22 protein-coding genes are annotated in these 25,786 nt (G+C 51.2%); 6 read left to right on the top strand and 16 right to left on the bottom strand.

Going from position 1 to position 25,786, the window contains the following annotated elements:
* Positions 1-2 precede the first annotated feature (2 nt).
* From B156_RS0108140 to B156_RS0108125, 4 genes are all read right to left on the bottom strand, one after another.
* Positions 3-446, bottom strand: coding sequence for a hypothetical protein (locus B156_RS0108140; protein ID WP_026260690.1), 444 nt, complete (start codon positions 444-446; stop codon positions 3-5).
* Between the two features lie 76 nt (positions 447-522).
* Entirely contained in the window at positions 523-1,695 is a 1,173-nt protein-coding gene (locus B156_RS0108135) for a hypothetical protein (RefSeq protein ID WP_026260689.1), read from the bottom strand.
* Between the two features lie 29 nt (positions 1,696-1,724).
* Positions 1,725-2,882: a hypothetical protein gene (locus tag B156_RS0108130; protein ID WP_026260688.1), complete on the bottom strand. Its 1,158-nt coding sequence runs from the start codon at positions 2,880-2,882 to the stop codon at positions 1,725-1,727.
* 31 nt (positions 2,883-2,913) lie between these two features.
* Entirely contained in the window at positions 2,914-3,876 is a 963-nt protein-coding gene (locus B156_RS0108125; RefSeq protein WP_026260687.1) for a hypothetical protein, read from the bottom strand.
* Between the two features lie 235 nt (positions 3,877-4,111).
* On the opposite strand from B156_RS0108125, the gene B156_RS0108120 reads away from it, so the two are divergent.
* Genes B156_RS0108120 through B156_RS0108110 form a run of 3 tightly spaced genes read left to right on the top strand, consistent with a single transcriptional unit; the run spans position 4,112 to position 6,449 of the window.
* Complete coding sequence (locus tag B156_RS0108120) at positions 4,112-4,792, top strand: RNA polymerase sigma factor (protein WP_018619185.1); 681 nt, start codon at positions 4,112-4,114, stop codon at positions 4,790-4,792.
* A gap of 2 nt (positions 4,793-4,794) precedes the next feature.
* On the top strand, positions 4,795-5,613 hold the full coding sequence (locus B156_RS0108115; protein WP_018619184.1) for a hypothetical protein: 819 nt from the start codon (positions 4,795-4,797) through the stop codon (positions 5,611-5,613).
* A gap of 2 nt (positions 5,614-5,615) precedes the next feature.
* On the top strand, positions 5,616-6,449 hold the full coding sequence (locus tag B156_RS0108110; RefSeq protein ID WP_018619183.1) for a C1 family peptidase: 834 nt from the start codon (positions 5,616-5,618) through the stop codon (positions 6,447-6,449).
* Here B156_RS0108110 and B156_RS0108105 read toward each other — a convergent pair.
* From B156_RS0108105 to B156_RS0108080, 6 genes are all read right to left on the bottom strand, one after another.
* On the bottom strand, positions 6,439-7,962 hold the full coding sequence (locus B156_RS0108105; protein WP_157626946.1) for a hypothetical protein: 1,524 nt from the start codon (positions 7,960-7,962) through the stop codon (positions 6,439-6,441). The two genes, B156_RS0108110 and B156_RS0108105, sit on opposite strands and share 11 nt — an antisense overlap.
* Positions 7,963-8,009: 47 nt before the next feature.
* Entirely contained in the window at positions 8,010-8,639 is a 630-nt protein-coding gene (locus tag B156_RS0108100) for a hypothetical protein (RefSeq protein ID WP_018619181.1), read from the bottom strand.
* A gap of 92 nt (positions 8,640-8,731) precedes the next feature.
* Entirely contained in the window at positions 8,732-9,916 is a 1,185-nt protein-coding gene (locus B156_RS0108095; protein ID WP_018619180.1) for a caspase family protein, read from the bottom strand.
* A 3-nt stretch (positions 9,917-9,919) separates the two neighbouring features.
* Positions 9,920-11,050 (bottom strand): caspase family protein, encoded by a 1,131-nt coding sequence (locus B156_RS30225; protein WP_018619179.1) that lies wholly within the window; start codon positions 11,048-11,050, stop codon positions 9,920-9,922.
* 7 nt (positions 11,051-11,057) lie between these two features.
* Positions 11,058-11,822, bottom strand: coding sequence for a hypothetical protein (locus tag B156_RS0108085; RefSeq protein WP_018619178.1), 765 nt, complete (start codon positions 11,820-11,822; stop codon positions 11,058-11,060).
* Entirely contained in the window at positions 11,819-12,613 is a 795-nt protein-coding gene (locus tag B156_RS0108080; RefSeq protein ID WP_018619177.1) for a LamG domain-containing protein, read from the bottom strand. The genes B156_RS0108085 and B156_RS0108080 overlap by 4 nt, the downstream gene beginning before the upstream one ends.
* A 272-nt stretch (positions 12,614-12,885) precedes the next feature.
* Between B156_RS0108080 and B156_RS32380 the strand changes: the two genes are divergently transcribed.
* Positions 12,886-13,020 carry a hypothetical protein gene (locus B156_RS32380; RefSeq protein WP_281167494.1) on the top strand — a complete coding sequence of 45 codons (135 nt, stop codon included), beginning with the start codon at positions 12,886-12,888 and terminating at the stop codon, positions 13,018-13,020.
* Positions 13,021-13,035: 15 nt separating this feature from the next.
* On the opposite strand, the gene B156_RS0108070 is transcribed toward B156_RS32380, so the two are convergent.
* The 6 genes from B156_RS0108070 to B156_RS30220 all read right to left on the bottom strand — a co-directional run bounded on the left by B156_RS0108070 (position 13,036) and on the right by B156_RS30220 (position 20,130).
* Positions 13,036-14,001 (bottom strand): alpha/beta fold hydrolase, encoded by a 966-nt coding sequence (locus B156_RS0108070; protein ID WP_040585353.1) that lies wholly within the window; start codon positions 13,999-14,001, stop codon positions 13,036-13,038.
* Between the two features lie 100 nt (positions 14,002-14,101).
* On the bottom strand, positions 14,102-16,678 hold the full coding sequence (locus B156_RS0108065) for a penicillin-binding protein 1A (RefSeq protein ID WP_026260685.1): 2,577 nt from the start codon (positions 16,676-16,678) through the stop codon (positions 14,102-14,104).
* Positions 16,679-16,879: 201 nt separating this feature from the next.
* Positions 16,880-17,380, bottom strand: coding sequence for a peptide-methionine (R)-S-oxide reductase MsrB (gene msrB, locus B156_RS0108060; RefSeq protein WP_018619173.1), 501 nt, complete (start codon positions 17,378-17,380; stop codon positions 16,880-16,882).
* Positions 17,381-17,522: 142 nt separating this feature from the next.
* A complete protein-coding gene (locus B156_RS0108055) occupies positions 17,523-18,359 on the bottom strand; it encodes an anti-sigma factor (RefSeq protein ID WP_018619172.1) in 837 nt (278 codons plus the stop codon).
* 24 nt (positions 18,360-18,383) lie between these two features.
* On the bottom strand, positions 18,384-18,935 hold the full coding sequence (locus B156_RS0108050) for an RNA polymerase sigma factor (RefSeq protein WP_018619171.1): 552 nt from the start codon (positions 18,933-18,935) through the stop codon (positions 18,384-18,386).
* Positions 18,936-19,152: 217 nt separating this feature from the next.
* Positions 19,153-20,130, bottom strand: coding sequence for a fasciclin domain-containing protein (locus B156_RS30220; protein ID WP_018619170.1), 978 nt, complete (start codon positions 20,128-20,130; stop codon positions 19,153-19,155).
* 138 nt (positions 20,131-20,268) lie between these two features.
* On the opposite strand from B156_RS30220, the gene amaB reads away from it, so the two are divergent.
* Positions 20,269-21,795: an L-piperidine-6-carboxylate dehydrogenase gene (amaB, locus tag B156_RS0108040; RefSeq protein ID WP_018619169.1), complete on the top strand. Its 1,527-nt coding sequence runs from the start codon at positions 20,269-20,271 to the stop codon at positions 21,793-21,795.
* Positions 21,796-22,638: 843 nt separating this feature from the next.
* Complete coding sequence (locus B156_RS0108035) at positions 22,639-25,767, top strand: SusC/RagA family TonB-linked outer membrane protein (protein ID WP_018619168.1); 3,129 nt, start codon at positions 22,639-22,641, stop codon at positions 25,765-25,767.
* The last annotated feature ends 19 nt before the right edge of the window (positions 25,768-25,786 follow it).

The following is a 25,786-nucleotide window of genomic DNA, read 5'->3' as shown; positions in this document are numbered from 1 at the left end:
GGTCAGGGATTGTTTTTAATGATTAACTGCATACCGCCGGTCTGCTCAATGCGCATGGGTACCCCTGCAGCCGGGCTGCCACCCTCCTGAACCAGCAGGTTGTTATTGCCCCGCTGTAGTACGTCCAGTTGGCCATTGTTCTGCCGCGCCCGCCACAGGGTCGCGTTATTGTCGCCCTGTTGGGCAAACGAATACCGGTTGTTGGACCCATCAACGTCGACATCCAGCAGGTTGTTTGTGCCCTGCTGCGACAGGCTGACGGCATTGAAACGGCCGGTTTCTTTGTATTGCAGCTGGTTGAGTTGCCCCGACTGGACCAGCGTGACCTCACCGGACGTCAACCCGGCCAGATTTCGGTCGGCCATCGGCTGGCGGAAATACACCTCCGACTGGGCCGATACCAGCAACGGAAGGCTGACGAACAGGAAACTCAGGAGTCGTTTCATGATGCAGGCGCTTTGTTTGTTGAATGGGAGTTGATTGAACCGCAAGCCCGAAGTGTTTCCGGGCTGGCGGTTCCGCTTAGTTCGGTGATTGCGTAACGGTAGCCGTGTTGTTATTGCCGGTCTGACCGAAGCGAAGCAAATTACTATCGCCAGTTTGAGTAAGGGTTAGCACGTTACTATTACCATACTGAGTAGCAGCCCCTTCCAGCCCTCGCAATGCATTATCACTGCCATTCTGGGTGGCATTAATAGCGTTAAATGAGCCAAACTGGAAGGTAGATACGCCCGAATCATAGTGTATGCCTTCGCCTTCCTGCGAGACTATAACCGTATTGGAGTTTCCGCCCTGATAGCTATTTACCTGAAGGTTACGGCCAGTTTGCGTAGCCTGAACCGTATTATTATTTCCCGACTGAAGAAGCCGAAGGTCATTTGCGTAACCGGTTTGGGCCGATACCAGTGAATTGTCGTTGCCATTCTGGTAAGCATGACCAATGTCCAGGTAATCGCCAATACCTCTTACCCGGTTGCCATTACCCTCCTGCGTAACCATACTGGTGTTGTTGTCACCGTTTTGCTGCCAGAAATAAGCCATATTAGCTTCTCCGGTTTGGGAGAGCGTTATCTGATTTACATGGCCATAAGCCTGAGAGGAAAGGGCATTGTTATAATCGCCAATCTGGGTGAAACTGGTCTGGTTCGAACTTCCATTGCTTATACGGGCCGTGCCCTGATTATAATCGCCGGTTTGTACCAGATTAAACTGATTGACGTTGCCATTATAAATAGAGCTATAACTATGGTTGCTTTGACCAGTCTGACTCATGAAGACCTGGTTATTGAGACCAGTTGACAGAAAAATATCGGCATTATTGTTGATTCCGGTCTGAGCAATGTTGGTGTTGCCTTGGCTACCCCCATCGTCTATTAAATTTTTTGCCACGTTATCATCGCCGGTAATAGATACGGTTCCGTTGTTAGTGTTCCCATATTGGCCAAAATAAACCTGGTTGTTATTCCCGCTTGCGCTGATGGTACCTGTATTACCCATTCCTGCCTGTACAGCGGGCCCATACAAAATGCCATTACTATTACCAGCCTGACTTAGCGATAAGGTGTTCCCACTCCCAAATTGGTTAACCGGTGCATTGTTTCCATCGCCCTGCTGGCTAAGGGATAAGGTGTTGGACTGGGCCTGGGCGGCATACACCGATGCCAGCGCCAAGGCGGATAAGATGAGCTTTTTCATGAGTGCTAAAAAGTAAAAAAGATGATTGTTTAGTTTGGCGATTGCGTAACGGTAGCGGTGTTGTTGTTGCCCTGCTGACTGAAACGCATCAGGTTGCCGTCGCCCGTTTGGGTCAGGGTAAAGGCGTTGCCTATGCCGCTCTGGACCGCCGAAGTTCCCGCCTGCAAACCTTCCAGCACGTTGCGGTTACCGTCCTGCCGGATGGTAGCTGAATGGTCGCTGCCGCTTTGGGTAAACTTCATCAGGTTATCGTTGCCGGATTGGTCTAACAAGGCCGTACTAAAGTCAGCCGTTTGCACAAGCTGAATCGCGTTGTTGTCACCAGTCTGGCTGGCCGTGGCCGTTGAGAAATCTGTATACTCCTGGCTGAACGTGATCTTGTTATTATCGCCGGCCTGCGTCAGTGTTGCCACGCTTTGATTGGCCATCTGAACAAATTGAATTTCGTTATTGTCTCCACTTTGGCCTGCATGGAGCGTATTGTCATTTCCTCCCTGATACGCAATTCCACCTAATGTGGGTGCTCCGCCCCCATAATTTATACTCCCTGGGCCATTCAGTCTATTGTTGGTACCATACTGATCGATGGTCGCGGAGTTTCGGTTTCCCTCCTGGTTAAAGTTCGATACGGCGTTAGACTGCCCTTCCTGTGTAATTGATAGTTTATTACCCTCCAGGTTGCCCCCGAAGTAACGAAACCATCCGAGTGTGCCGCCATCGGCCCTGTTGTTATCGCCAATCTGCCTGATGCTGTATTCACCCCCGGTGGAACGGCTGGTCGAACTGAAAATCGAGGACTGGTTACCCGATCCCGTTTGCGACATACGACTCAGATTCTGATCGCCCGTCAAAGAGATAGAACTAACGTTACCATCGCCTGACACGAGCAGTTCGCTGGTGTTATTGCTACCCAACTGCCTGAAAGTTTGTTGATTACTGTTACCATTTACTGTAATGGATCCGGTATTGGCACTCCCCATCTGCGACACCGGGTCGTATAGCCATGATTCGGTATTCAGCCGGTTGTCGTTTCCCGACTGGCTAACCGTTAGCGCGTTGTTACTTCCACGCTGGCCAGTTCGAGCATTATTGCCATCGCCCTGCTGGCTAAGCGAGAGGGTGTTGGACTGGGCCTGGGCGGCATATACCGATACCAGCGCCAAGGCGGATAAAAGGATATTTTTCATAAGTGATAAAAGTTAAATGTATGATTTGGGATTAGTTGGGCCGTTGTGAGACAGTAGCCGTGTTGTTATTGCCGGTCTGGCCAAAGTGCAGGGTGTTGCCATCGCCGGCTTGGGTTAGGGCAAAGCTGTTACCATACCCTTGCTGGACAGCGCCAAAGTAGCGAGTACGATAACGAACATTAGGATCTCGCTCTAAGTCTGTCAGTGTGTTATTATCACCATCCTGCACAACTGAACTTGTGTTTAGGTAACCTACTTGTGAAAGCTGAGCGTTATTATCACTCCCTGTCTGGCTGATGTGCCCCTGGTTGTAACTACCATCATTGGCCGTTATTAAACCAATATTGTTATCGCCATTTTGGGCTAGATCAATCTGATTCCGGTCACTACTTGCCGCAATAGCAAGACCCGTATTTCTATCTCCGGCTTGAGTAAGGCTAATTTGATTTCGATCACTATTATAGGTATAGGCCGTACCCGTATTCCCGTCTCCGCTTTGACTTATGTTGATACTATTATGTGTACTATGGTACGCAGAATAAGCTTCTGCGGTGTTGCTGTTCCCGCTTTGGTTAACGCCAATATGGTTATCGTCACTATGATCCGTAGCATATACATAGCCAGAATTTCCATCGCCAGCCTGATTGAGCGTAACCTGGTTATGGTCGCTGCGGTACGTAGTCAATACTATACCCGAGTTATCATTCCCCATTTGCGTAATGGTGGTTTCATTCAAATAATGATCAGCTTGACTAAATGCACGGTTTCGGCTACCAGCAATTGAGATAGTGCCAGTCAGGCTGTTCCCTAACTGCTCGAAGGACGTGTAGTTATTATCACCAGCTACGGTAATCGCACCTACATTCCCATTCCCACGCTGGGTAACTGGGGCGCTGTTCCCATCGCCCTGCTGGCTGAGCGACAAGGTGTTGGACTGGGCCTGGGCGGCACAGATAGACGCGGCCGCCAATGCGGATAAGATGAATTTTTTCATGAGTGACATTCGGTTTAAGGTGAATTAATTGTGCATTTGTTTTCCTGTGTATCGCAGGAATAGAGGTGGGTTATCAAACTGGTGAAATAAATTTTGGGGAAACGGATAACGAAGCGTTGAAACCGCGATAGTTAAGCGTACTGAGTCGTGGCTAACTATCTGACTCACTGATTGATTTTCGCGATATAAATCACTAACTATGCCCTGCGCACGGTTGCGTTTAACGCCGGCTTGTATGACCACAGATGTGAATAACCCTTGTCTTGATTTCGAACAGCAGGGGCACCTGGCGTTCTATCAGGCGCTGCTGGCCGACTACAAACTGGCCTGGGAATGCCTGTACATCCGGGCTGCCCACAGTTTCGTACCGTATGCCCGACAGCGCAGTGCCGTATCTACAGACGATGCGTTGGACATTTTACAGGATGGTATGGCCGAATTTGCCCTTAACCTGAAGACCGGCAAATTCGTTTTTCAGGGAAAACCCGTAGCAGCCTATGTGTTCACCATTTGCCGGAATCAGTGGGTTAGCTTTCTGCGAAAAAACAACATCCGTAAGGTTGATGTCTTTCAGGAAACGGACGACGATGGCACCTACACTGGCCGAGAAACGGTATCAACCAGTGAACTAACTGACGGCCAGACCGGTACTCTGGCCCATGAAGAACCCAACCGCCCGGATGTCAGCGCCGATTCAATCTGGGAGAGCAGCGAAGTAGACTGGAAAGCCGTTGGCCGCGCATTTGCCGAAGTAGGTGCCGACTGCCAGGCCATGCTGCACTGCTTTTACGTAGAAGAAAAAACGCTGGGGGAGTGCGGAAGTCGTATCGGCCTGCAGGAAAATTCGGCCAAGGTAAAGCGGTTTCGGTGCGCCCAGCGCCTTAAAGCCTTATATAGCCAGTACAAAACAGCGTAACGATGGAGCTATCCGACGAACTTCTGGAACAGATTGGGGCCTACCTGTCAGGAACGCTCTCAGCCGATGAAAAAGACCGGTTCGAGACCCAATTGCGGCAGAACGAGCCACTGCGACAGGAGGTAGCCCTGCAACGTGAACTGAAACAGGGCCTGACCTTCCTGGCCCAGAAAGAGCGATTCCGACACATGCACGCTGACCTCGACAAGCGGGGCCTTCTGGCCGATCTTGACAAACCAACGGCAGAACAGGAAACACCGAAATCCCTGTTTCCGGAGCCAGTTGTCGTGCCGTTCCCAACGAATTCCCCACTTGAAGAAAGCCGCCCGGCTGTTCAGTTCGTTCGGGCGAGTTGGGTTATGGCCGCTTCGGTGGCTATGCTGCTGGGCGTAGGCTGGGTATTATACCAGAATCAGCAGGAAAAGCGGGCCTTGCTGGCGCAGGAGCAGTTATTTACCGATTTCTACTCCACAACGCTGAAAGCGGCCCCGTCCCGGCCAACCGACCCCGACCGGGTGGCGGCACCTATCCCCAACAGTCAGTCATTTACGGACTCGGTGCGTCTGCAAGCGGCCATCGCTGGTTTGCAGCGCCCCAACCGCCAACCTGCCATCAACGACCTGGTTGCGCTTTCGGCCGGACAACCGGGGCACTGGCGCGCTAGTGCACAGTGGTATCTGGCACTAGCCTACCTGCAGAATAATCAAATCGCCGAAGCGCAGGCACTGCTGCAAACCATTGCCCGGCTCAATGGCCATCCCTATCAGCAGGAAGCCCGGCAGCTTCTTACCCGGCTGCCTGGTTCCACAACCGCACACTGACCATGAAAGGCGCATGGCTCATCGGATTGCTACTCTGCCTGCGGGCCGCTTCAGCTTTGGCCCAGGTAGACATTAAGACGGGTTTACTGCTGGAAGATGACCAATACGAGCAGGTATCCTATCTGACCATTTTGACCAAAGAACCGCTCCCGCCCCGCGTTTCGTTCGAGCAATTCTGTCCATCGGTGCAGGCCCAGGGAGACTATGGCACCTGCGTGGGCTTTGCCTGCGGCTATTACCTCCGCACGATTCTGGAGGCCAGGGCCCGAAAGCTGACCAATAAAAGTGCCATCAATAAACTGGCGTTCTCGCCAAGCTACCTGTACGAAAAAGCCAAAACCAACGGCGACTACGCCTGCACCGAAGGCGCATACCTGACTAAAGCGTTTGGCGTGCTGAAAAGCGTGGGGGTGGTACCTTTCCATCGTTTTCCATATCCGGCCTGCGGCCAGCAGACCGGCACCGTCGATGCGCTGGCGTCCCGCTACCGTATACCAGCCTTCGAGCGGCTATTTAGTGTGCAGGATGACAACCAGAAAATTGAGAATATCAAAAAAGCCCTAGCTGGAGGTAGTCCCGTGGTGGTTGGCATGGTTGTGCCAGCGTCGTTCTTCGTAGCCGGGAAAGTCTGGGAACCGTGGCCGCAGGACGACCCAAAGGATACCCAGCTGCGGGGCCACGCGCTGTGCATCGTCGGCTACGATGACGGGCAGTTTGGGGGTGCCTTTCGGGTTGTCAACAGCTTTGGCAAAGGCTGGGGTGACAATGGTTTTTGCTGGATCAGCTACGGGGTGATGGCCCGCTTTACGCGCTATGGTTACCGCATTAGTTCCTGAGGCTGCGGGTGGTGATCTGAAGTCGGTCCTGGGCTACCTCGCGCTGGTTTTTGGTACAGGTAACGGCCTCGATCATGGCCAGCATTGAGCCAACAAAAAGCATGTTGCCAGCCTCTTTTCGAATGTAAAGCGTTGGGTTGGGGGTAGTTGGTAAGGGGCAGAAGGCTTCGTCGGCCGCATAGGCCAGCAAATGCTCCATGCCAAAGGGAGCGGCACACTCGAAGGAGTCATTGGGTGCAATGCGGACGTACTGGTTCTCCTGGCCGGGTTTAATTTCGAAATCATTTTCGAGCAGGGTCTTTGAGCCATCGGCCTGCAGATAGACCACCCGCACATGGCAGGGCCGGTTCGCTTTTGCTTCCAGAATAAGGATATTTCCTTCCCAATACTCGACGCTCGACCGGCCCCGATCCGTCCTGACCGATACGCTCAGGGCCGTTTGAGGGGCCGGGGGCTTTTGCCGGAGAGTATCGCGTATGGCCGTAATCTGCTGGTAGTTGTCGGGTTTCAGGGTTAGGTTTTGCTGACTAAGCCACGTCAGTGGCAGGTCGGCATTAACAAATGTTTTGAATACCATGCCGGTACGCGGCTCATACAGATCGACCACTAGTCGCAGATTATTGAGTGTCTGCTGGTATGAGCCCCGCAATGCCAGCGCGTTTTCCCGGCTTTGAGCAGGCGACAGCACGTTGACCCTTGTCTGCTTCTGTAGACAACGGCTGAGGGTAGCAAAAATCCGGTCCGACAGGGCATCCTGTACCCCGCAGCCCTGGTAGGTAAACACCTCAACAGTCAGTTCCCTTGCGTTGACCGGTAGTTGACTGTTTACCTGGTCTGCCAGTGCGGTCAGTACGGCCGGTAGGTCTTTCTGCCCATTTGCCGCCTGCTCCACTTCGGCAGCCGTAATGGTAAAGGCCGTTGATGGCCAGCTATCGGCTTTGCCGATGCCCGCTATCCGATAATTGTGGTAGGTGTTCAGTTTCCGGTCGAACAGGAAGGAAATTCGAAATTCGGCCAGGTATTGAAACTGAAAGGGCCGTCCCTGCCGATCAGTTCCCTCCATCTGTTTTTGCAGGTACAGGTTGATAAACGACTGTCCGTCCTTTGTTTGCTGAAGATCATACCGGCCATCGTTCAGGCTCATGGTATTAACAATGGGCTTACCCCCCGTGTAAATGCGGCTGTCTTTTACATACTCATCAACAGTCGTATAGTTCGCTCCCGTCTGCCTGAATTCGTTGAACACCAGCACATTCCGGCTCCGAAAGGCATCCCGTATCAGCCCCCGAATGTGATTTTGCAACGCTTCGGGGGGTTGATGGGCTTCGTAGTGCGTCAGGATTTCCAGGTTCGTCAGGTACTTTTCTTCCACCAGCCGACGAGCGTCGTCGGCAATTCGTAGCCGGTCCTGCTGCGTGTAGACCTGCGCTGTAGCCGGGAAAGCAACACCCAATAACACCCCTGACAGCAGGAACAGGGGTATTAGGGTGTTTAAGCGGGTGCATCCAATCATAACAAAGGCCTGCCAACAGGCAAAAAATAAGGAAAGCAATGATTGCCTTACCGCCCAGTAGCGGGTGCCGTTTCGGAGAGCCGGACGTTGCCCAGAAGCACCGTCCAGCGGTTTTCATCGTAAAACGGGTCTTTTCGGTTGCGCAGGTCTACCGCCATTTGTTTGGCAGTTTTAGCCCTGTATACCGGCTGTCCTTTGCGATTAAAAGCCTGAAACCGCTGAAAATAGGTCGCCGTAGTCAGGTAGCCCTGATTCGTTTTGGCCCAGTCGCCCACCAGTGCCAGGTCGTAAAAGGTGATGGTAATGTCGGCGTATTTTTTTTCCATGTTTTTCAATCGGCGCAGATAAATAGCCAGGGGATATTCCCGGACCACGTTGTTCGAACCAACCTCCATGGTGGCACCGGGCAGAAACAATAGCAGTGTATTCTCGATGGCCAGTTCGCGAATGTTACTCTGCTGATCGGGATCGGCCACAACGGTCAGATACCGTTGAAACTCGGCCACTTTCTGTTTAGTCAACTGCCGGAAGTCGCGCAGTTGATTCTCGCTCAGCCGACTCTCTATCACCACCTGATTATCGTCGAGTGGCAGGGGGCACTCCTGTCCCTGCACCCCGGAAGCAAGCGCGCACACACCCGTCAGTATACAGTAAATTATTGTTAGTCTGTTGTTCATGGGAATATACTGCGGATACGGTTAACCCCTTACCAAGAAGTAATTCGGTCGTCAGGGCTTGGTGCACGTGGGCAGCTCACCGGTCCGTCGTTTCACCACACCTCCTGAATAGCCGCTCGTTTATAGTGTTTACCATCGGCGGACACTTCCGAGAGCCGTTCGATGAAGTTGATTTGCTGGATATGATTGGCATTAACATACAACCGCCGAACAAAGGTTTCAATGGGTTGCACCTCAACCAAGGTCGAATTAACGTAAATATCGATCCGTGCCTGCTTCGAGAAGAAAGCTCTCAACCGTGTCATGGCAGCCCGTCGCTGCTGGTCGGACAAGGTTGTGTCGGTCAACTCGTTCAACTGCCGGTTAATTAAGTCGAAACTAAGCCCAGAATCGGTGACCGTGGTCACGGCGGTTTCCGGGCGGTCAGTCCGTTCGTCCGTTGCCCGTATCTGGCCGGTTGCCTGTACCGGCGCTACCGCTACGTCGTAAATAGACTGCTTGAATCGGGTTGCCTCGTGCCGTACTAGCCGGGTCTGAGTATCCCGGAGCAGGGTTTCCCAACTAATGGTTTTGTTGTACCGACTAGCCAGATCGAGGGCTTCATCGAACGAGCGGGTGTAAAAACTACCGGAATCGGGATGCGCACAGGACTGCTCCGGGGGACGGCTACTGGCAATGAGGGCATCCCCGGAAACGTTCAGAAAAAGCTGCCGGTAAGCGGCCTTCACCGAGTCGGTGGCCAACGGTAGAGCATCAGGCGAACTCGTTTTCTTGACCATACCGCGCATAGTACTCACGGCTTTATTACAACAGTCGCCCAGGGTAATACACAGCCGGGCGCGCTTCGCCCTGAGGGTAGTGTGAATGGCCATCAGGCCGGGATTTTGCCCGCTGGTAGCCGCTGCTTTTTCGAGCCACAGCACCGGGAAACGGCCAGCGCGCGCGTGGGCGTTGTAGCCATGTCCGGTATAGTACAAGAAGATAATATCTTCCGAGCCGGGTGTTAACCTGTTCAGTACCGCATCGAGTTGCTGATGGCGGAACGAATCTCCCGCAATGATCTGTTCGCTCAGCTGGAAATCAATAGCTCTGGTAACCTGAACAATCCGGCGGTGCATGATATCGATATCCCGTTTGCACACCGATGCCAGCACCGGATCGTTGGTGTCCGCCACCAGAATAGCGTGAACTGTCTGAGCGTATCCCGACCCTCCCCACGGGGTCAGCCCCAGGACTAACCCCATCAGCAACACCAGGTATTGGCGGAGCGCAGGCATGACCTAGTTGATATTAAAAACGAAGCGGCCTTTCAATCGACCCTCGTAGTAGGGTGGTTGTACAAAGCCACGATCTTCCAGGCCCTGGTCAATGCGGTTAACCAGCTCAATTACATCGACGTCGGGCTGGCTGATGTGCTTCACCAGCTCGCTGGTAAACAACCCGTTTTCCTGATCGCCGTCGTACGCCTGCTTACCCGGTTCGGTTGCATACACAATCATGGTTCCAACGGCGGGATTAACGGGAGGAAACATCCGCTCTCCAGCCCCCCGACGCCACGACCGATAGGGATTGTTGCGGCAGGCATCCCAGAAAACCAGGTTAGCACCTTTAGGGTTGGCATACGCCATTTTCTCGACAATCTGCCGCAGGGGGTAACACACGTAACTAACGTCGGGCTCAGTTTTAGGCTCTGCATCAATGGGTTGCACGAAGGTTTCGCCACTTACCATTAGCCCGTGCCCGGCATAGTAGAAGAGACCAACATTGTGGGTGCCGAGGGCCTCCATAAAGGCATCGAGGGTTTGTGTGAACTCCGGCCGCGACAGATTTTCCTTAAAGATCACCTCAAAGCCTAACGTTTCCAGTTGCTGCTTAACCGCCCGACCATCATTAGAGGGATTCATGAGCTTGTACTGTTTATAATTGCCGTTGGCAACAATCAGGGCCAGCCGCTTCTGGCCCTGAACTCCTTTGCTGGCTATAGCAGGAGGGGCGTTTTCGGGCTGGCAGATGATGACCCGCAACTCGGAGGTGGTACTACCGGCGGCATTGGTTGCTTTTACCTGAATTTCGTTGCGTCCCGCAACCAGCAAGATGACATCTGAGAACTCTGCCCCGTTATTAACGCGTTTGAAGCCCCGCATTTGTCGGTTCAATTCCTTACCATTGGCAAAAAACTGTACCTGGGTGGCAGCATCGCCCGATTGAACATGAACGGTTACGCTGGTCGTGAGCCTGTATTGCGTTACCTGCTCGGTCTGGGGGATTTTCCAGGTAATGACCGGAACAGTAACGGCCTGTTTTTTCGGGAAGACCCAGTCGCTACTGGCCGTAATCGTTGTAGGGGGCTGAGCCACCAGCGGGCCCGTAGCCAGGCAAATCAGAAGAAGGAGAAATAAACTGTTTTTCATGGCTATATCAAAAACGGAATTGAAAACCAATGGATGGAATAGTGCCCGCATACGCCATGACGACACCTGTTTGGGCAAACTGCTTTTGCTTCTCGTTTTTTCTGCCTTTCAGAAACGTGTACGTTACATCCGTTAACAACAAGGCCACGGCCGTCCAGGTAGCCGCCAGATAGTAATGATTTAACCGGTTGGCCTCCGCATAGTCGGAATCGTTCAGCAGAACGACGTATTCGTCATAAGCGCGGTTCGACCGGGCGTTTTGCACCAACCCATAAATGAGTAGCCCGGCATACGCCCCCGTTAGCAGGGGGCGCAGCCCGACTTTATGGTTAGGCTGCACAAAAATGTTTCCGATGCCGGGTGCCACCACCGACAACAGCGCGTAGGCAGGCCCTCCCCCCAGAGCCAACCGTTGATAGGGGCGTTTCAGCCGGATGCTTACCTGGATACCATCGTCGATTCGCAGACCATCCAGCCGGTAATCCCAATAGATCGTTTTGTTTTTGCCCGGCACCACCGACAGGCCAAGGTCGCCAGTTACGGTAACGACGTTCAGCAGACCCCGACTCTGGCTTTCCACCAGTAGGTAAATTGAATCGCGACTGGTTATACCCACGGCATCATACAGCACTTTCACCCGCTCACTGTCGAGTTCAACCCGAATGTTTGTAATCGGGCCACTACCTGCTGACTGACCCTGAGCTGTGCTCAAAGAGAACAGAACGACCAGCAGCCAGGCAAGGCCGTGGGTATGATAAACGAGGGGCTTCATCGATTGTATAGTCTTCTTATTTCCACCTCCGTCAGGCCCCGGTTGTAAATACGAATTTCATCCATTTGGCCACCAAAATTGTTTGGATCATAATCAGCCTGTGCACCAAAGCGCAGATTCCCCCCGGCACACCTGTCAATCGGGTTTACGGAGGGCTCTTTCTGCACTTTTCTTAATTCGCCGTTGATGTAGAGCCGATGGGTCTGTCCGACAAAAACGCTGACAAAGTGGTACCATCGACTTAGCGCGTAAGCAGGGTCGTAATAAACCACTGCATTCTGAATGGGTTGCTCAATGGTACAAAGGCCATCGTTATTGATGTCGATAACGAATTCGTATCCCGGCGTGGGAGGATTAGGGGTCTTGGGAGGCCTTACAAATGCACTGTACTGCTGATTTTCGTGACTCTGATAATTGCTTTTATTATAAATATGACTCGTGCTGACCAGTCGACTTACCTGCAACCAGAGACTTATGGAGATCGAATCGGGGCGTAATTTGACATTATCGGGTATTTCGAAGTAGTCATCTACCCCATCCAGCAACAAAGCCGCCTGATTGACATCCCGACGGTCCGGCCCAAACGTTGCACCATTTATCAGTTGTCCGTTCAGGTTGTTACCGCTTGCATCAAACACACTTCCATTGAATGGATAGTACGCAATTAACCCATTCAGCAAACTATCAGCCTGAACCGGCAAATCCCACTTTTTACAACTTAGAAGCAGCGTCAAGCTTAAAAACCAGGCGTAGCTTCTGAGGATACGCGCACCAACCCATTCCCTGTTCATAGTCCAGTTCTTTTAGTAGCCTACTCGGGAAAATCAAATGAAATTAACTATTTTTTCTTAAAAAAAGCTAATTTTGCAGGCGGATATAGTGAGCTTATGAAATATTAGCCAGAGAAGAGAATCTTTCTTATTAAACGGCAAACCGCTGATAGTCATTTGGATTAGACAGTATGTCTCCCAATTATGTCACTGCTCTCACTGAAGTACCTAAGATTCGTAAGAATATTACGGCCATTATAGCCTTTCAAAGATGCTTCTCAAACTACTTGCCAATGCACTTTTGTAACCAATTGGTCATGGAGTTGACGGACCAAATTCTGTTTGGCCCACTGGTAGAAACACCAGTACGGGCGACGGCTATTACGAAAGTGTGGTGCTGGACCCCGAAGAAAACCAACTGGAACTGACGGCCTGAGCCCGCTCTACAGTTTAACCGGCTCGTCCGTTAATTTGACAGCCATCGTCTTCGTTTTTGTTTCCTCCTTTCGCTCGCGCCGATTAAGAATATCAAGGATTATCTGCGTCATGTATTCACGCTTGTTGAACACGATATCGTGGCGATTCTCGGGCAGCAAAAACTGCTTCACCCGGGCATTGACCAAATGATGCTCGGCAAATGATACATTGGTGGGATAAACCAGCTCATCGCGCTGGCCGTGTAACATCGTGATATTTGCCCGAATCTTGGGCCAGTCGGGTAATATGGCTTCCAGCGCTTCCCGGTGCGCCAGCTTCTCATCATTAGCCAGGCGGAGGAGCGGGGAGACACACCAGTAAATTAAGGGGCTGTCGGCCAGATAACTGATTGAATACGTCCGCTCCAGACCCGGACCCAGGGCCGAAGAAACAAAAACGACATGATCAACCAAATCGGGGTTATTCATGGCCAACCGGGCCGAAACGGACCCTCCGTACGACGAGCCGACAATCATTAAAAAAGGCGCTTTCCGAAACCGGTCGATGAGGGGTTGCAGGAACTTAGCCTGATTGATAATTGAGGTTTCGACCCGACCGAAATCGGAGTAACCATATCCTGGTCGATCTACGGCCACCAACTGCGCCTTATTCAGCAACAGGGTATCCTTAAAAAACTTGTCGAAAAAGGACAGGGAACTGGGAGCACCGTGTACGAATAGAATAACGGGCTGGGCCGAATCGCCTTTCAGCGCAGGAGTTTCCAGAAACCGAATGGTACGTGGCTTTTCTCCCGGTTCGCCAGCAATGTGGTAGTAGTGTACGGTGGGCCGAATGCGTTGATTTCTGAATTCTTCCGCTAACTCTTCGTCCGTTTTTCGGGAATCGACAAACCAGGCTGCTCCTACCACGCAAATGACCAGACCAAATGCACTGAGTAAACTCCAGCAGGCGATTCGTAAAAAGCGTTTCATACCAAACATCATCTGTAAACTTCTTCAAGCAACCTATTCGCCAAAGACTCATTTTTCGTCAGTGTATAAGCGAACAACTCCCCGACTGACGTGCACCTACCTACTGTCTCTTCGTTGTGTCGATTGGCACTGGTGGAGCAAAGGGCAACATCTCGATAAAGGTTGAGTCTGCTGGCTCTTCGGAGGAACTGGTAGAGTCAGACTCTTCAATGACTTCTTCGTCGCCGGAAGGACCGCAGTTTAAGTAATTTTTTGCGATGCCTTCGGGTTTGGGAAAGGGCGCCTGTAGATTCTTAAACTTCGGGTCGGCATACACCTTCTCCAGAAATCGACCGACCAGTGGCAGCGCGGTCTTAGCCCCTTCGCCCAGGTCAGTTGACCGGAAGTGAATACTTCGATCATCACCCCCTACCCAGGCGCCTACCACCAGGTTGTTGGAAACACCCACGAACCAGCCATCGGAGTTGTTCGACGTGGTACCGGTTTTGGCTCCCATCTCGTTATGATTCTTAAACAAATTATAAGACCATAAGCTTTGCGATGTGCCGCCGGATTCCTGCAAACCGCCCTGCAGCATATAGCGCATCAGGAAGGCCGTTTCGGAACTGATGGCCCGTTTATGCTGACTCGTAAACGTTTCAATAACGTTACCATCCCGATCTTCGATGCGCTGCACAATGATAGGCTGGGTCGATTCGCCGTCGTTGACAAACGTGCAGTAAGCACTTACCAGCTCGTATAACGACACGTCAGATGAGCCCAGCCCAATGGATGGAACGGGGTCCAGGCGACTCTGAATACCCATCCGGTGGGCATACTCGGCCACCCGTTCGGGGCCAACGTCATCCGTCAGGCGAGCCGTTATGGAGTTGACCGAGCGGGCCATAGCCCGGCGCAGCGTCATGTTCGCGTATGTGTAATATCCCGTTGAATTGCGGGGTTCCCACACTTTGTCCTCCTTATTCTCGCGATATTCCTTACGAAACGGGCGGTCCTGAATCCGGTCGCAGGGGCTAAGGTTAATCAGGGTATCGTCAATGGCGGTGGTATATACAAACGGCTTGAAGGTTGATCCAGGCTGTCGTTTGCCCTGCTTCACGTGGTCGTACTTGAAGTAGTCGTAATCCAGCCCCCCTACCCACGCCCTGATGTAACCCGAGCGCGGGTCCATGGCAACCATGCCCGATTGCAGAAAATGTTTATAATAAGCGATTGAATCGTAAGGGGTCATGGTGGTGGAGTCGTACCCGCGTTTACTGTTCCAGCTAAACACCCGCATCTTGTACTTCTTGTTCTTCATGTAGTACATGATTGAGTCCGGGTACAGCGGCAAAAAACGCTTGCTCAGGGTCTTATAACGTTCGGTACGCCGGGCCACCGAGTCGATGAAGCCGGGCAATTCGTTCCCATTTTCATCCGTCCAGGGGTTACGCCCCTGCCAGTGATCATCGAACGTGCGCTGCAACTGCTTCATTTTCTCACTTGTCGCTTCCTCCGCGTACCGCTGCATCCGGGAGTCTACTGTTGTAATGATACGCAGGCCATCCGTGTATAAATTATACCCGTCTTCATTCTTGTCAGCCCATTTCTTCACGAAATCCTCGACGGCGTTTTTGAGGTAGCTGGCCGGGCCTGAGTACGGATTCTCGGGTGTGAATTCCGTTTTAAGCGGCAAGGAGCTGACAGAGTCTGCCTCTTTTTGGGTCAGGAAATCATACTTGGCCATTTGCCCCAGCACAATGTTTCGGCGCTTAAGGGCGTTTTTAGGATTTTTTAACGGGTTATAATAGGTAGTCGCTTTTTGCAACCCGACCAGAACGGCTCCCTCCTGCACACTCAGGCTATCGGTATCCTTGTTGAAAAATATACGGGAAGCTGTTTTCAGCCCAAACGCATTACTACCGAAATCAACCGTATTGAAGTAGTAGGTGATAATTTCGTTCTTGGTAAAGTTGCGCTCCAGCTTCAGGGCCATCAGCCACTCCTTTGATTTGTAAATAACCTTCCGAATGACCGGAATTCGCGTTAGTACGCCACTTTGTGATTTTCGACGCGTTTTAAAAAGATTTTTGGCTAACTGCTGCGTAATAGTTGATCCTCCCCCATCGCGTCCCATACTGATAACTGCCCGGCCAATGGCCCGGGGGTCAATCCCCACGTGGGAATAAAACCGGGCATCTTCCGTCGCAATCAGCGCATTAATAATGGACTTCGGAATGTTTTCAAATTTTATCGGGGTTCGGTTTTCTTCGTAGAACTTCCCGATCATTACCCCATCCTGCGAATAAATTTCGGAAGACTGATTGAGTTTGGGATTTTTAAGCTCCTCAACGCTAGGCATCTCTCCTGTCAGATATAGGAAATTGTTGTTGAGGATGAAAACGTAGATACCTGTCAGCAGAAATACCCAAAAAATGAGCTTGGTGGCATTTTTGAGGTAAGGGTAATATCCCGAATCAGGATCGATGTACTGAAAAACAAACGAGCGCAGGCGATTGCGGTACGCCTGATACGTGCTAAGCAAGGCACCAACCCGTTCTTCACCAGCAACCCGTACGATTTGTCGGCTCACTCCGCGTCTGACATTGCCAAGTTGTATACGGCGTTGTCGAATTCGTTGTCGGAATGTCCCAAAGGCGTGCCGAACAGCGCGGAATCGCTTCCTATGTTGACTCATGCGTATTTTTCTAAAAGACTCTCATTTATTTCTCAATGGACTGCCGAAGGATACACGATTACCCCCCGAAAGAAGGGTAACGACATGCATCCGGTACGGGTGCCAAAGATACTAATTTTCAGCCGATGTGACGTACAAAAGCCGGACTGCTACAGGCGGTCCGGCTTCTATATAACGGCTCTGACGCCGTTTTGTGTTAGTTTATTTCTTTTCAAATGTCATAGCTGCACCATTCATACAGTACCGGAGTCCTGTTGGTTTAGGACCATCCTCAAAAACGTGACCCAGATGACCGCTGCATACACTACATAGTATTTCGGTACGGACCATTCCGTACGCTCTGTCCTTTTTTTCGCTCACTGCATTCTTGGCAATGGGCGTGTAAAAGCTTGGCCAGCCGGTTCCAGAATCAAATTTAGTATCGGCCGAAAACAGTGGATTATGACAACCCGCACAGTAGAACGTACCTTTTTGGTGGATGTCATTCAGCGGGCTCGAGAAAGCCCGTTCAGTACCATGATCGCGCAAAATAGCGTATTGATCGGATGTCAACAGCTTCTTCCATTCCGCTTCGGTTTTAACAACTTTGCGGGGCTGGTCGTCGTCTGAGCTGCTTTTGGGTTTATCGTCATACCGTGCATACGTAAATGCAAGACTGACGAGTATCAAAACGGGCAGGGTAATAAAAAGGATGTATTTCATACGTTTGTTGGTGAAAGTTAATAATCGTTCGTTGAGCTATCGGCCTAAAACACTGAGGGTGTTTAACCACATAAAAAAATGTCAGCACAGGCCATATATGGAGGCTGTGCTGACTAAATAACAAAAAAGAAGCATAGCTCGTTCAGGCCTTCACCGGCGATATGGCCAACAGCGTAGACATAGTTGGCGCCGGACTACCACCCCGTTTCTCAACGGTTACCGCAAAGGCATCAGCCCGGGCAATCGAGCGATTCAGGGGCTGCGTAGCCGAATTAGTACTACCTGCGTCAAATACCCCTGCATCAACTGGCTTACCATCAACCAGTGCCCAAAGCTGATACTGTTTATCAGTAGGCAGGACCGGTAATGACTTGACAGTGACCGCAACCTGCTTCGTATCAGCATTCCAGAAAACAAACAGATCACCTTCCGGAGCCTGCTTATTGCCTTTTAGTTCGATCCTCTTCAACGCTGGCTGACTTAACAGGGCAACAACCTGCTCGGACTGTGCCTGATCTGCCTGTAATTGGCTGGCTACTGTTTTCAGGCTATCGTTTCTACTGCGAACGGAGGCCAGTGCATTCTGATTGGTGCGCAGTTTCGAGATCAGAAAAAACGAGAAGAGCAACATAGCAAGTCCCATACAGGCTGCTACAATCCAGGTAGTCCGGTGGGCGTGGGACGAAGACATATCCACCGGCATTGGCCGAACAATGGCATCACTCTCCTGTTCGTCGTCCTCTTCTTCATGGTTGCTAAAGCTAAGCTGCTGAAGCAGTTTAGCCTTAATGGAGGCCGGCGGCTCAACACTATGCAGCATGGCATACTGTTCAATGGCCTCTGACAGTTGGTCAAGTTCCCGCCCTACCTCTGGATAAATAGACGAAAGGCACTCGACCTCGCGCCGTTCCTGGTCGCTTACCGCCCCCATGACGTAAGACTCCAGTATTCCCGACGCTATATACTCAGTAACGTTCATATTCAGATTGTTCAAGTACAGTTGTTATCGAAACAACTGCTTCAGTTCCTGCAACGCGGCCCGCACCCGGGTTTTCACTGTTCCAAGGGGCAGATTAAGTTTTTCGGCAGCCTCTTCGTGGGTATATCCCCCAAAGTAAACCAGGTCAATAAGTTCTTTACGTTCAGGTCTTAGTTGGTTTACTACATCCTTAAGACCGATATGCTCGGGTTTGGGTTGCTCCGTGTTGTGTTCCTGATCGACAATATGTACGGTGTCAGCGTCTGTTCGGATTTCGGCGTAGGGTTGTGTTTTACGGGCTCTTAGTGAATCGATGGCTGTGTTACGGGCAACGTTCAGCATCCAGGTAAACAAACGGCCTTTAGTAGCGTCGTAGGCATCCAGGTTTTTCCAAATTTTGATGAAGATGTCCTGCAGGAGGTCAGCCGCCTGATCGTCGTCACGCACGATGCGTAACACGACGCCATACAGAGCGGGTGAGTATTGATCATAAAGCCATTGGAACGCCTGCTGATCGCGCTGGATAAGCTTTTCGATCAGAACGCTTTCTGATACTAAAGAGGATTGGCGTTTCACGCAGTGAAGGTTAAGGTGGTCAAATATAGAGAGAATTTAAAAAAGTAGGAATTTATACGGGCCAATAAGCTGTATAAATCAGCATTGTAGTCGGCTTGTGGCCGTAAACCGGGCCAGCCATTAACGATAGCTGGCCCGGTTTACGGCATAAAAAAAGACTGCTGAATCGTTAGCAGCAAAATAACTCTCTGCCCTATACGATCGCACTGTGTTTCTTTTACCTGAAAGCAGCCGCTCCTTCTTTCGTCAGCAGAACGGCATCAATTTCGTAAACAACCCCATTCTGCTGGCGACTTCCTTTGTCGGCCACATGGACTACACCGCCGTGTTCATCTGTTAGCTGAATACGGCCATTTGAACCGAGTTGAGCAGTAAGGGTACTACCCGACAGCGTTTTGAGCTGCGCCTTGCCGTCACCTGCTTTTATCTTCTGCGCTAAGTCATCCGAATTCATTAACCCGCTTACCACATGTCCGGATAGTAATTGCTTCAGGGCATCCCGATTACTACCATCCAGCAAACCACCCTGCACGGCAGTAGGCAGTTTTTTGAACGCATCATTAGTAGGTGCAAACATGGTATAAGGGCCGGTTCCTTTCAATACATCGGACAAATCTGACGACTGAAGGGCGTTTTGGAGCGTAATGTAGTTAGGTGACGAAGCCACAAAGTCGCCAATACTCGTATTCCGAACGGTGCTGCCCGATTTTACAGCAGGCTCTTCGGTCGTTTTTGCTCCCTTAATAGCCTCAATGGTGCCCGCTCCGGAATTGGTCGTGCCCGTTGTTGATTTTGAGCCGGTTGATTCCGTCTGAGATTGCAGCGCCTTATCCGTGTTCGGGTTACTACCTACGCCCGTAGGCGCATTCATCACGTTGTTGCTGTTATAATTCGTTACGTTACTGTTATTGACCGCTGTGCCATCACTGGCCGAACTCTCCCGGTAACGGGCGTTCTGTACCGACGTGTTGGCGGGTGTGTCCTGAGCATTAGCCCGCTGGGCTTTCCGGTTCCGTTTCATGGATCGTTTTTGCTTACGTGTCGATTCGTTGGCAGCCCCGGAATCGGGTGCCACAGCGCCCTGGGGCCGGGTGGTCCGGGAAACCGTTCCGGTGGGCGTTGTCTGTGCCATCCCCGGCGTAGTGATCAGCGCAATTCCCAGCGCGAGCAGGCCATAAATTGGGTTGATTTTCATAACGTTGTCGTTTATTATAACCTTATCTGAGTATTATTTCCTAACCGTTGTTTACCCAAAAAGTTTGTTGACCGATGCATATGTTTACGCAAAGCCCGGTAGATTTGCCTCCGTCTCAACAAACCAAAAACCAGGTTTATGCAATCCATCCTGCCCTTACCGACGCAACCGCTCAAGCCTGGCACCAGCACCGGGCAGCAATTCTGGCACGCCGACGCGGCCAAAACCATCGACTCTTATTCCCCCGCCGATGGTCAACTGATTGCCCGCGTAACCGAAACGACCCGCGCCGATTACGACCGGGTTGTGGAAACGGCACAGGCCGCTTTTGCCGAATGGCGGCAGGTTCCGGCACCCCGCCGGGGCGAAATAGTACGACAGATGGGCGAACAGTTCCGGCACTACAAACGCGAACTGGGTACGCTGGTTAGCTACGAAATGGGCAAATCATTGCAGGAAGGGCTGGGCGAAGTGCAGGAAATAATTGATATCTGCGACTTTGCCGTAGGCCAGTCGCGTCAGTTATATGGCTTGTCCATGCACTCCGAACGCCCCGCGCACCGGATGCTCGAACAATGGCATCCATTAGGCGTAGTCGGCATTATATCAGCGTTTAACTTTCCGGTGGCTGTCTGGTCCTGGAATGCCATGCTGGCCTGGGTGTGTGGTGATGTGTGCATCTGGAAACCTTCCGAAAAAACGCCCCTCACGGCACTGGCCTGTCAGCAAATTATCGGGGAGGTGCTCCGGAACAACAATGTGCCGGAAGGCGTATCGTGCGTGATCACCGGTGGACGAACCACGGGTGAATGGCTGGCCCGCGACCCGCGCATTGCATTGCTATCGGCTACGGGCAGCACCCGCATGGGCAAAGCCGTGGCCGAAGCCGTAGCCGGACGCCTAGGCAAGAGCCTGCTCGAACTGGGCGGCAATAACGCCATCATTGTATCCGAACACGCCGACCTCAATCTGGCGATTCCGGCTATTGTGTTCGGAGCAGTCGGCACAGCCGGACAGCGGTGTACCAGCACCCGCCGGATTATAGTACAGGAGAGCATTTACGATGATGTGAAAAATCGGCTCAAAAACGCCTATAGCCAGCTGCGTATAGGAAACCCGTTAGACGAATCGTTTCATGTTGGCCCCCTCATTGACAAGGTGGCTGTACAGGGCTACAAGGCAGCCATTCAGGAAATTAAGGAGGCAGGTGGCCGTTTTGTGATGGAACCAGGCGTTGTTGACGGACTTGGGTTTGAATCCGGCTGCTACGTAAAACCCTGCATTGCCGAAGCGGAGAACAACTGGCCCATTGTGCAGCGCGAAACCTTCGCGCCCATTCTATACCTGCTTAAGTACACCACACTGGAGGATGCAATTCAGCAACAGAACGGCGTGCCACAAGGTCTATCTTCCGCTATTTTCACCCTGAACCTCCGCGAAGCCGAGCAATTCCTGTCGGTGGCCGGGTCGGACTGTGGCATTGCCAACGTGAATATCGGCACGTCGGGCGCCGAAATAGGCGGGGCCTTTGGGGGCGAAAAAGAAACGGGCGGTGGTCGCGAATCCGGCTCCGACGCCTGGAAAGCCTACATGCGCCGACAAACCAATACCATCAATTACGGCACTACCATGCCCCTGGCGCAGGGCATTACGTTTGAGTTGTGAGAACAGGGATGTGTAGGGTATGAATAGCCAGTAACTCCATTTCATTACAGGCAAATAAGCTGTCACTATGCCAGATCACTGGCATAACTGAGGACGGGCAGACAGGGGCCAGTTAATACTATTTAATAACCCATAATCTCATATTTTTGAATACTTTGAGTTAATCTCAGCTCAGAGCATTCTCAAATACCTCCTTTGTATTTTTATGGCTGTCAGTTTTATCTAGCTAAGGCCTACCCTAAGACGATTCATGCAGTGACTGAAGCTGGATTTTTGAGCAAGATCGTACTGTTTTTGTTGGCCTACTCACTCAAAACAAACTTGTAACATACAACTTAGATTAATTACAAAAAAAATAATTGCAACCGATTGCAACTATGGAACTCATACTGTTAATTTGTCCCAGTATTAAATTCTTCAAAGAATAAATAGTATTCATCTACAGCTAAACGATAGTAACTATCCTGTTTTCAAGGTATCGAACCTTCATCTGGTTATAAGCTGCATTACTCATGAAAATGATAAGAGCAAAGCATCAGTTGCTTGTCGATGACGCCCGATACAAGGCCTCATCGATTCCAAATCGGTACTAATGCTTACAAACAGACTAGTTGAAACATATTTCACCTTTTTGTTTCGTCAATTCCTTCCACCAAATGCCATCAATTAGCTTATGCCTGATTCAGCCTCACTTTCGCAAATGAAGTAGTAGTATTACTCTTACCATCTATACACTATTGCCTCCCATTCACCCGCAGAAAAAGAAATCCAGAAATGGAGGGGAGAACCCATTGCCCTGTATAAACAAATAACCTGACAACCAACTCTTTAAACCCTACATTTATGTCAAATCAACTACAGTTAAAATCCTTTTTACCTAAAATTCTGCATCCATTGTGTTGCCAGCTACTGGTGTGTATTCTGTTAACGACTACCCTATGGGCAAAAGCACCCGCCGACCAATCCGTAACTGGTACCGTACTTGATGAAACAGGTAGCGCGCTGGTGGGTGTCAATATCCAGATCAAAGGCACAACGCGCGGTACCACCAGCGACAGTCGGGGTGCGTACCGGATTGATGTACCTAACGGTAATGCCGTATTGGTATATAGTTTCATCGGCTATAAGAGAAAAGAGGTTACGGTAGGTAATCAAAGCACCATCAACGTATCGCTGGAAGCCGATGCGGGCTCCCTGGACGAGGTCGTGGTGGTAGGGTATGGTACCCAGAAACGTTCATCACTCACGGGTGCCGTATCGACGGTAACGACCAAAGAACTTACGGCCTTACCTGTACCGAACGTATCAGCTGCCCTTCAGGGACGGGTTCCCGGCGTATCGGTTGTCAATAACGGTGGGCCTGGTACGGCACCAACCGTACAAATCCGGGGTGTTGGTTCAATCAACTACGGGTCTGGCCCATTATACGTGATTGACGGTGTACCAACTGGTGACCTCAACAGCTTTAATACCAATGACATCGAGTCGTTGGAGGTGTTGAAGGATGCCAGTTCAGCCGCTATTTATGGTTCACGGGCAGCTAATGGCGTCGTGCTCATTACCACCAAAAAAGGAAGCCGGGATAACCGGGTGCGGATTACCATCGACTCGTACGTGGGTACGCAAAGTGCCTGGAAAAAGATCGACGTGCTTAACCGCGATCAGTACGTTCAGTATGCCACGGCACTGACATCGAACGCTGGTTTTCCGCTGCCAAGTCGTCTAGGCAACCTGAACACGCCTATCTATCCTGGTGCTACCCAAACGTTTGCCCAGACAGAAACCAACTGGCAAAACGAGCTGTTCCGCAATGCGCCTATTCAGCAGCAGCAGCTATCGCTTTCGGGCGGTAATACTGTTTCCCGGTTCTTTGCCTCCGGAAACTATTTCAACCAACAGGGTATTCAGCAGGGTACCAGCTTCGAGCGGGGGTCGCTGCGACTTAATTCGGATCACCAGGTAGCCAAGTTCCTGACGATTGGCCAGACACTGACCGCATCTTACAGCAACCAGCGCCCTGAAACCACGGGGAACCGTTCCCAGTTGATGAACGCCCTGCGGATGGTGCCTTACTTTCCGGCAACAGACCCAACGAAAATGGGCGGCTTTAGCGCGCCAACCGCGCTGGATGGAACCGACCCTGAAAATCCGCTCCGCGCTCCCGCATTGGATATCACCAGAAACAAGTTCCTGAAAGCGTTTGCAACCGTATATGCCGAAGTGAAGCTGACCAGCAATCTCCGCTACCGCTTCAACTACGGAGCTGATCTGGGCTTCGGAACAACAACCGGATTTTTGCCGATTTATAATGATGGGTATAGCGGCCGCACGTCGGCTACTATTACCGATAACCGCAGCACCAATATCTCGCAGATATTTACCAACCAGCTTACATTCGATAAGACATTTGGTAAGCACGAGTTTAATGTGCTGGCAGTGGCCGAAAACCAAAAGTCAACATTTACCAATTTGAACGGTTCCGGCACCCGGCCAAACAATGACCTGAACGTGATTCAGGGCGTAAGCAATCCATCGGTAAACAGTGCTCGCTTTGTGACGGAATTAATTTCGTATGTAGGCCGTATCAACTACGAATATGCCGGTAAGTACCTGCTTAGTGCCTCCATTCGACGCGACGGTTCTTCGTTGTTTGCTCCCGGTAACAAGTGGGGTAACTTCCCATCCGCATCGGTCGGCTGGCGCATTAATCAGGAAGGATTCATGAAAGGATTGCCCCAATTTTCTGAACTGAAATTACGAGCCAGCTATGGCAAAACCGGCTTTAATGGCATTGGTAACTATGCCTGGCAGTCGCTGGTAAATGCCGATGCAACGGCTTATCCCTTCGGCTCAGCCAATAGCCTGGGTTCGTATTTCAATGGGCTGGGAAATACAGACCTGAAATGGGAAACGACCGACATGGTCAACCTGGGAATAGATGGCGGCTTGTTTAATAACCGTATCACCTTCTCGGCTGAAGTATACAATCGGAACACAAATGGTTTGATTCTGGCCGTGCCAATTCCGAACTCCATTGGGTATAGCAACGCGCCGGTGGCCAACATTGGCAGCATGAAAAACTGGGGCTATGAATTCCAGGCAGGATACAACTTCGCTAAGGGTGATTTCCGCGGAAACGCATCGGCTAACGTCGGTATTACCCGCAACCGGGTACTAAGCCTGGCGACACCAACGGCCTCCATCTATGCTGGTCAGGACGCTGATTACGGTGGTTACGACATAACAAAAACCGAAGTTGGGCAACCCGTTCAATCGTTTTACGGCTACCAGGTCGATGGCATTTTTCAGAGTCAGGCAGAAATTAACGCTGCCAATGCTATTGATGGTAACGACAAAACGCCTTATCTGGCCAATGCAGCCCCCGGTGATATCCGGTTCAAAGACCTCAACGGCGATGGTAAGATCGACGCCAATGACCGAACCTACCTGGGCAGTTACATACCGAAGTTCAACTACGGCGCCAATCTTTCCGGCACGTATAAAAATTTCGACTTTACGCTGTACCTGCAGGGAGTACAGGGTAATAAGATTTATAACGGTACCAAAGTTGTTACGCAGGGCCAGCTGCGGCTGTTCAATGCAGGACCGGCCGTGCTAAATGCCTGGACGCCTACCAATTCGAATACCGACGTTCCGCGGTCGATTAGTGGTGACCCCAACAATAACAGCCGTACGTCAGACCGTTTTCTCGAAGATGGTTCGTACATGCGCATCAAGAACCTGACTATTGGTTACTCAATCCCGGTTAAAACACTCGGCAGTTTGACTAATAATGTTGTTAGCAAAGTCCGGGTGTACGTATCAAGCCAGAACCTGCTGACCCTGACCAAGTACACCGGCTACGATCCCGAAGTCGGTTCCCGGAATGGTACGTTGCTGCGGAATGGTATCGACTACGCTAACTTTCCACAATCCCGGACAGTTTTGGCTGGTCTTCAGCTTACTTTCTAATCGATTTTTCAACACCCTA

Origin of the sequence: Spirosoma luteum DSM 19990, from assembly GCF_000374065.1 — a bacterium.
GTDB lineage: Bacteria > Bacteroidota > Bacteroidia > Cytophagales > Spirosomataceae > Spirosoma > Spirosoma luteum.
Note: the sequence above shows the minus strand (reverse complement) of the source record. Positions and strands in the feature narration are given on the sequence as shown.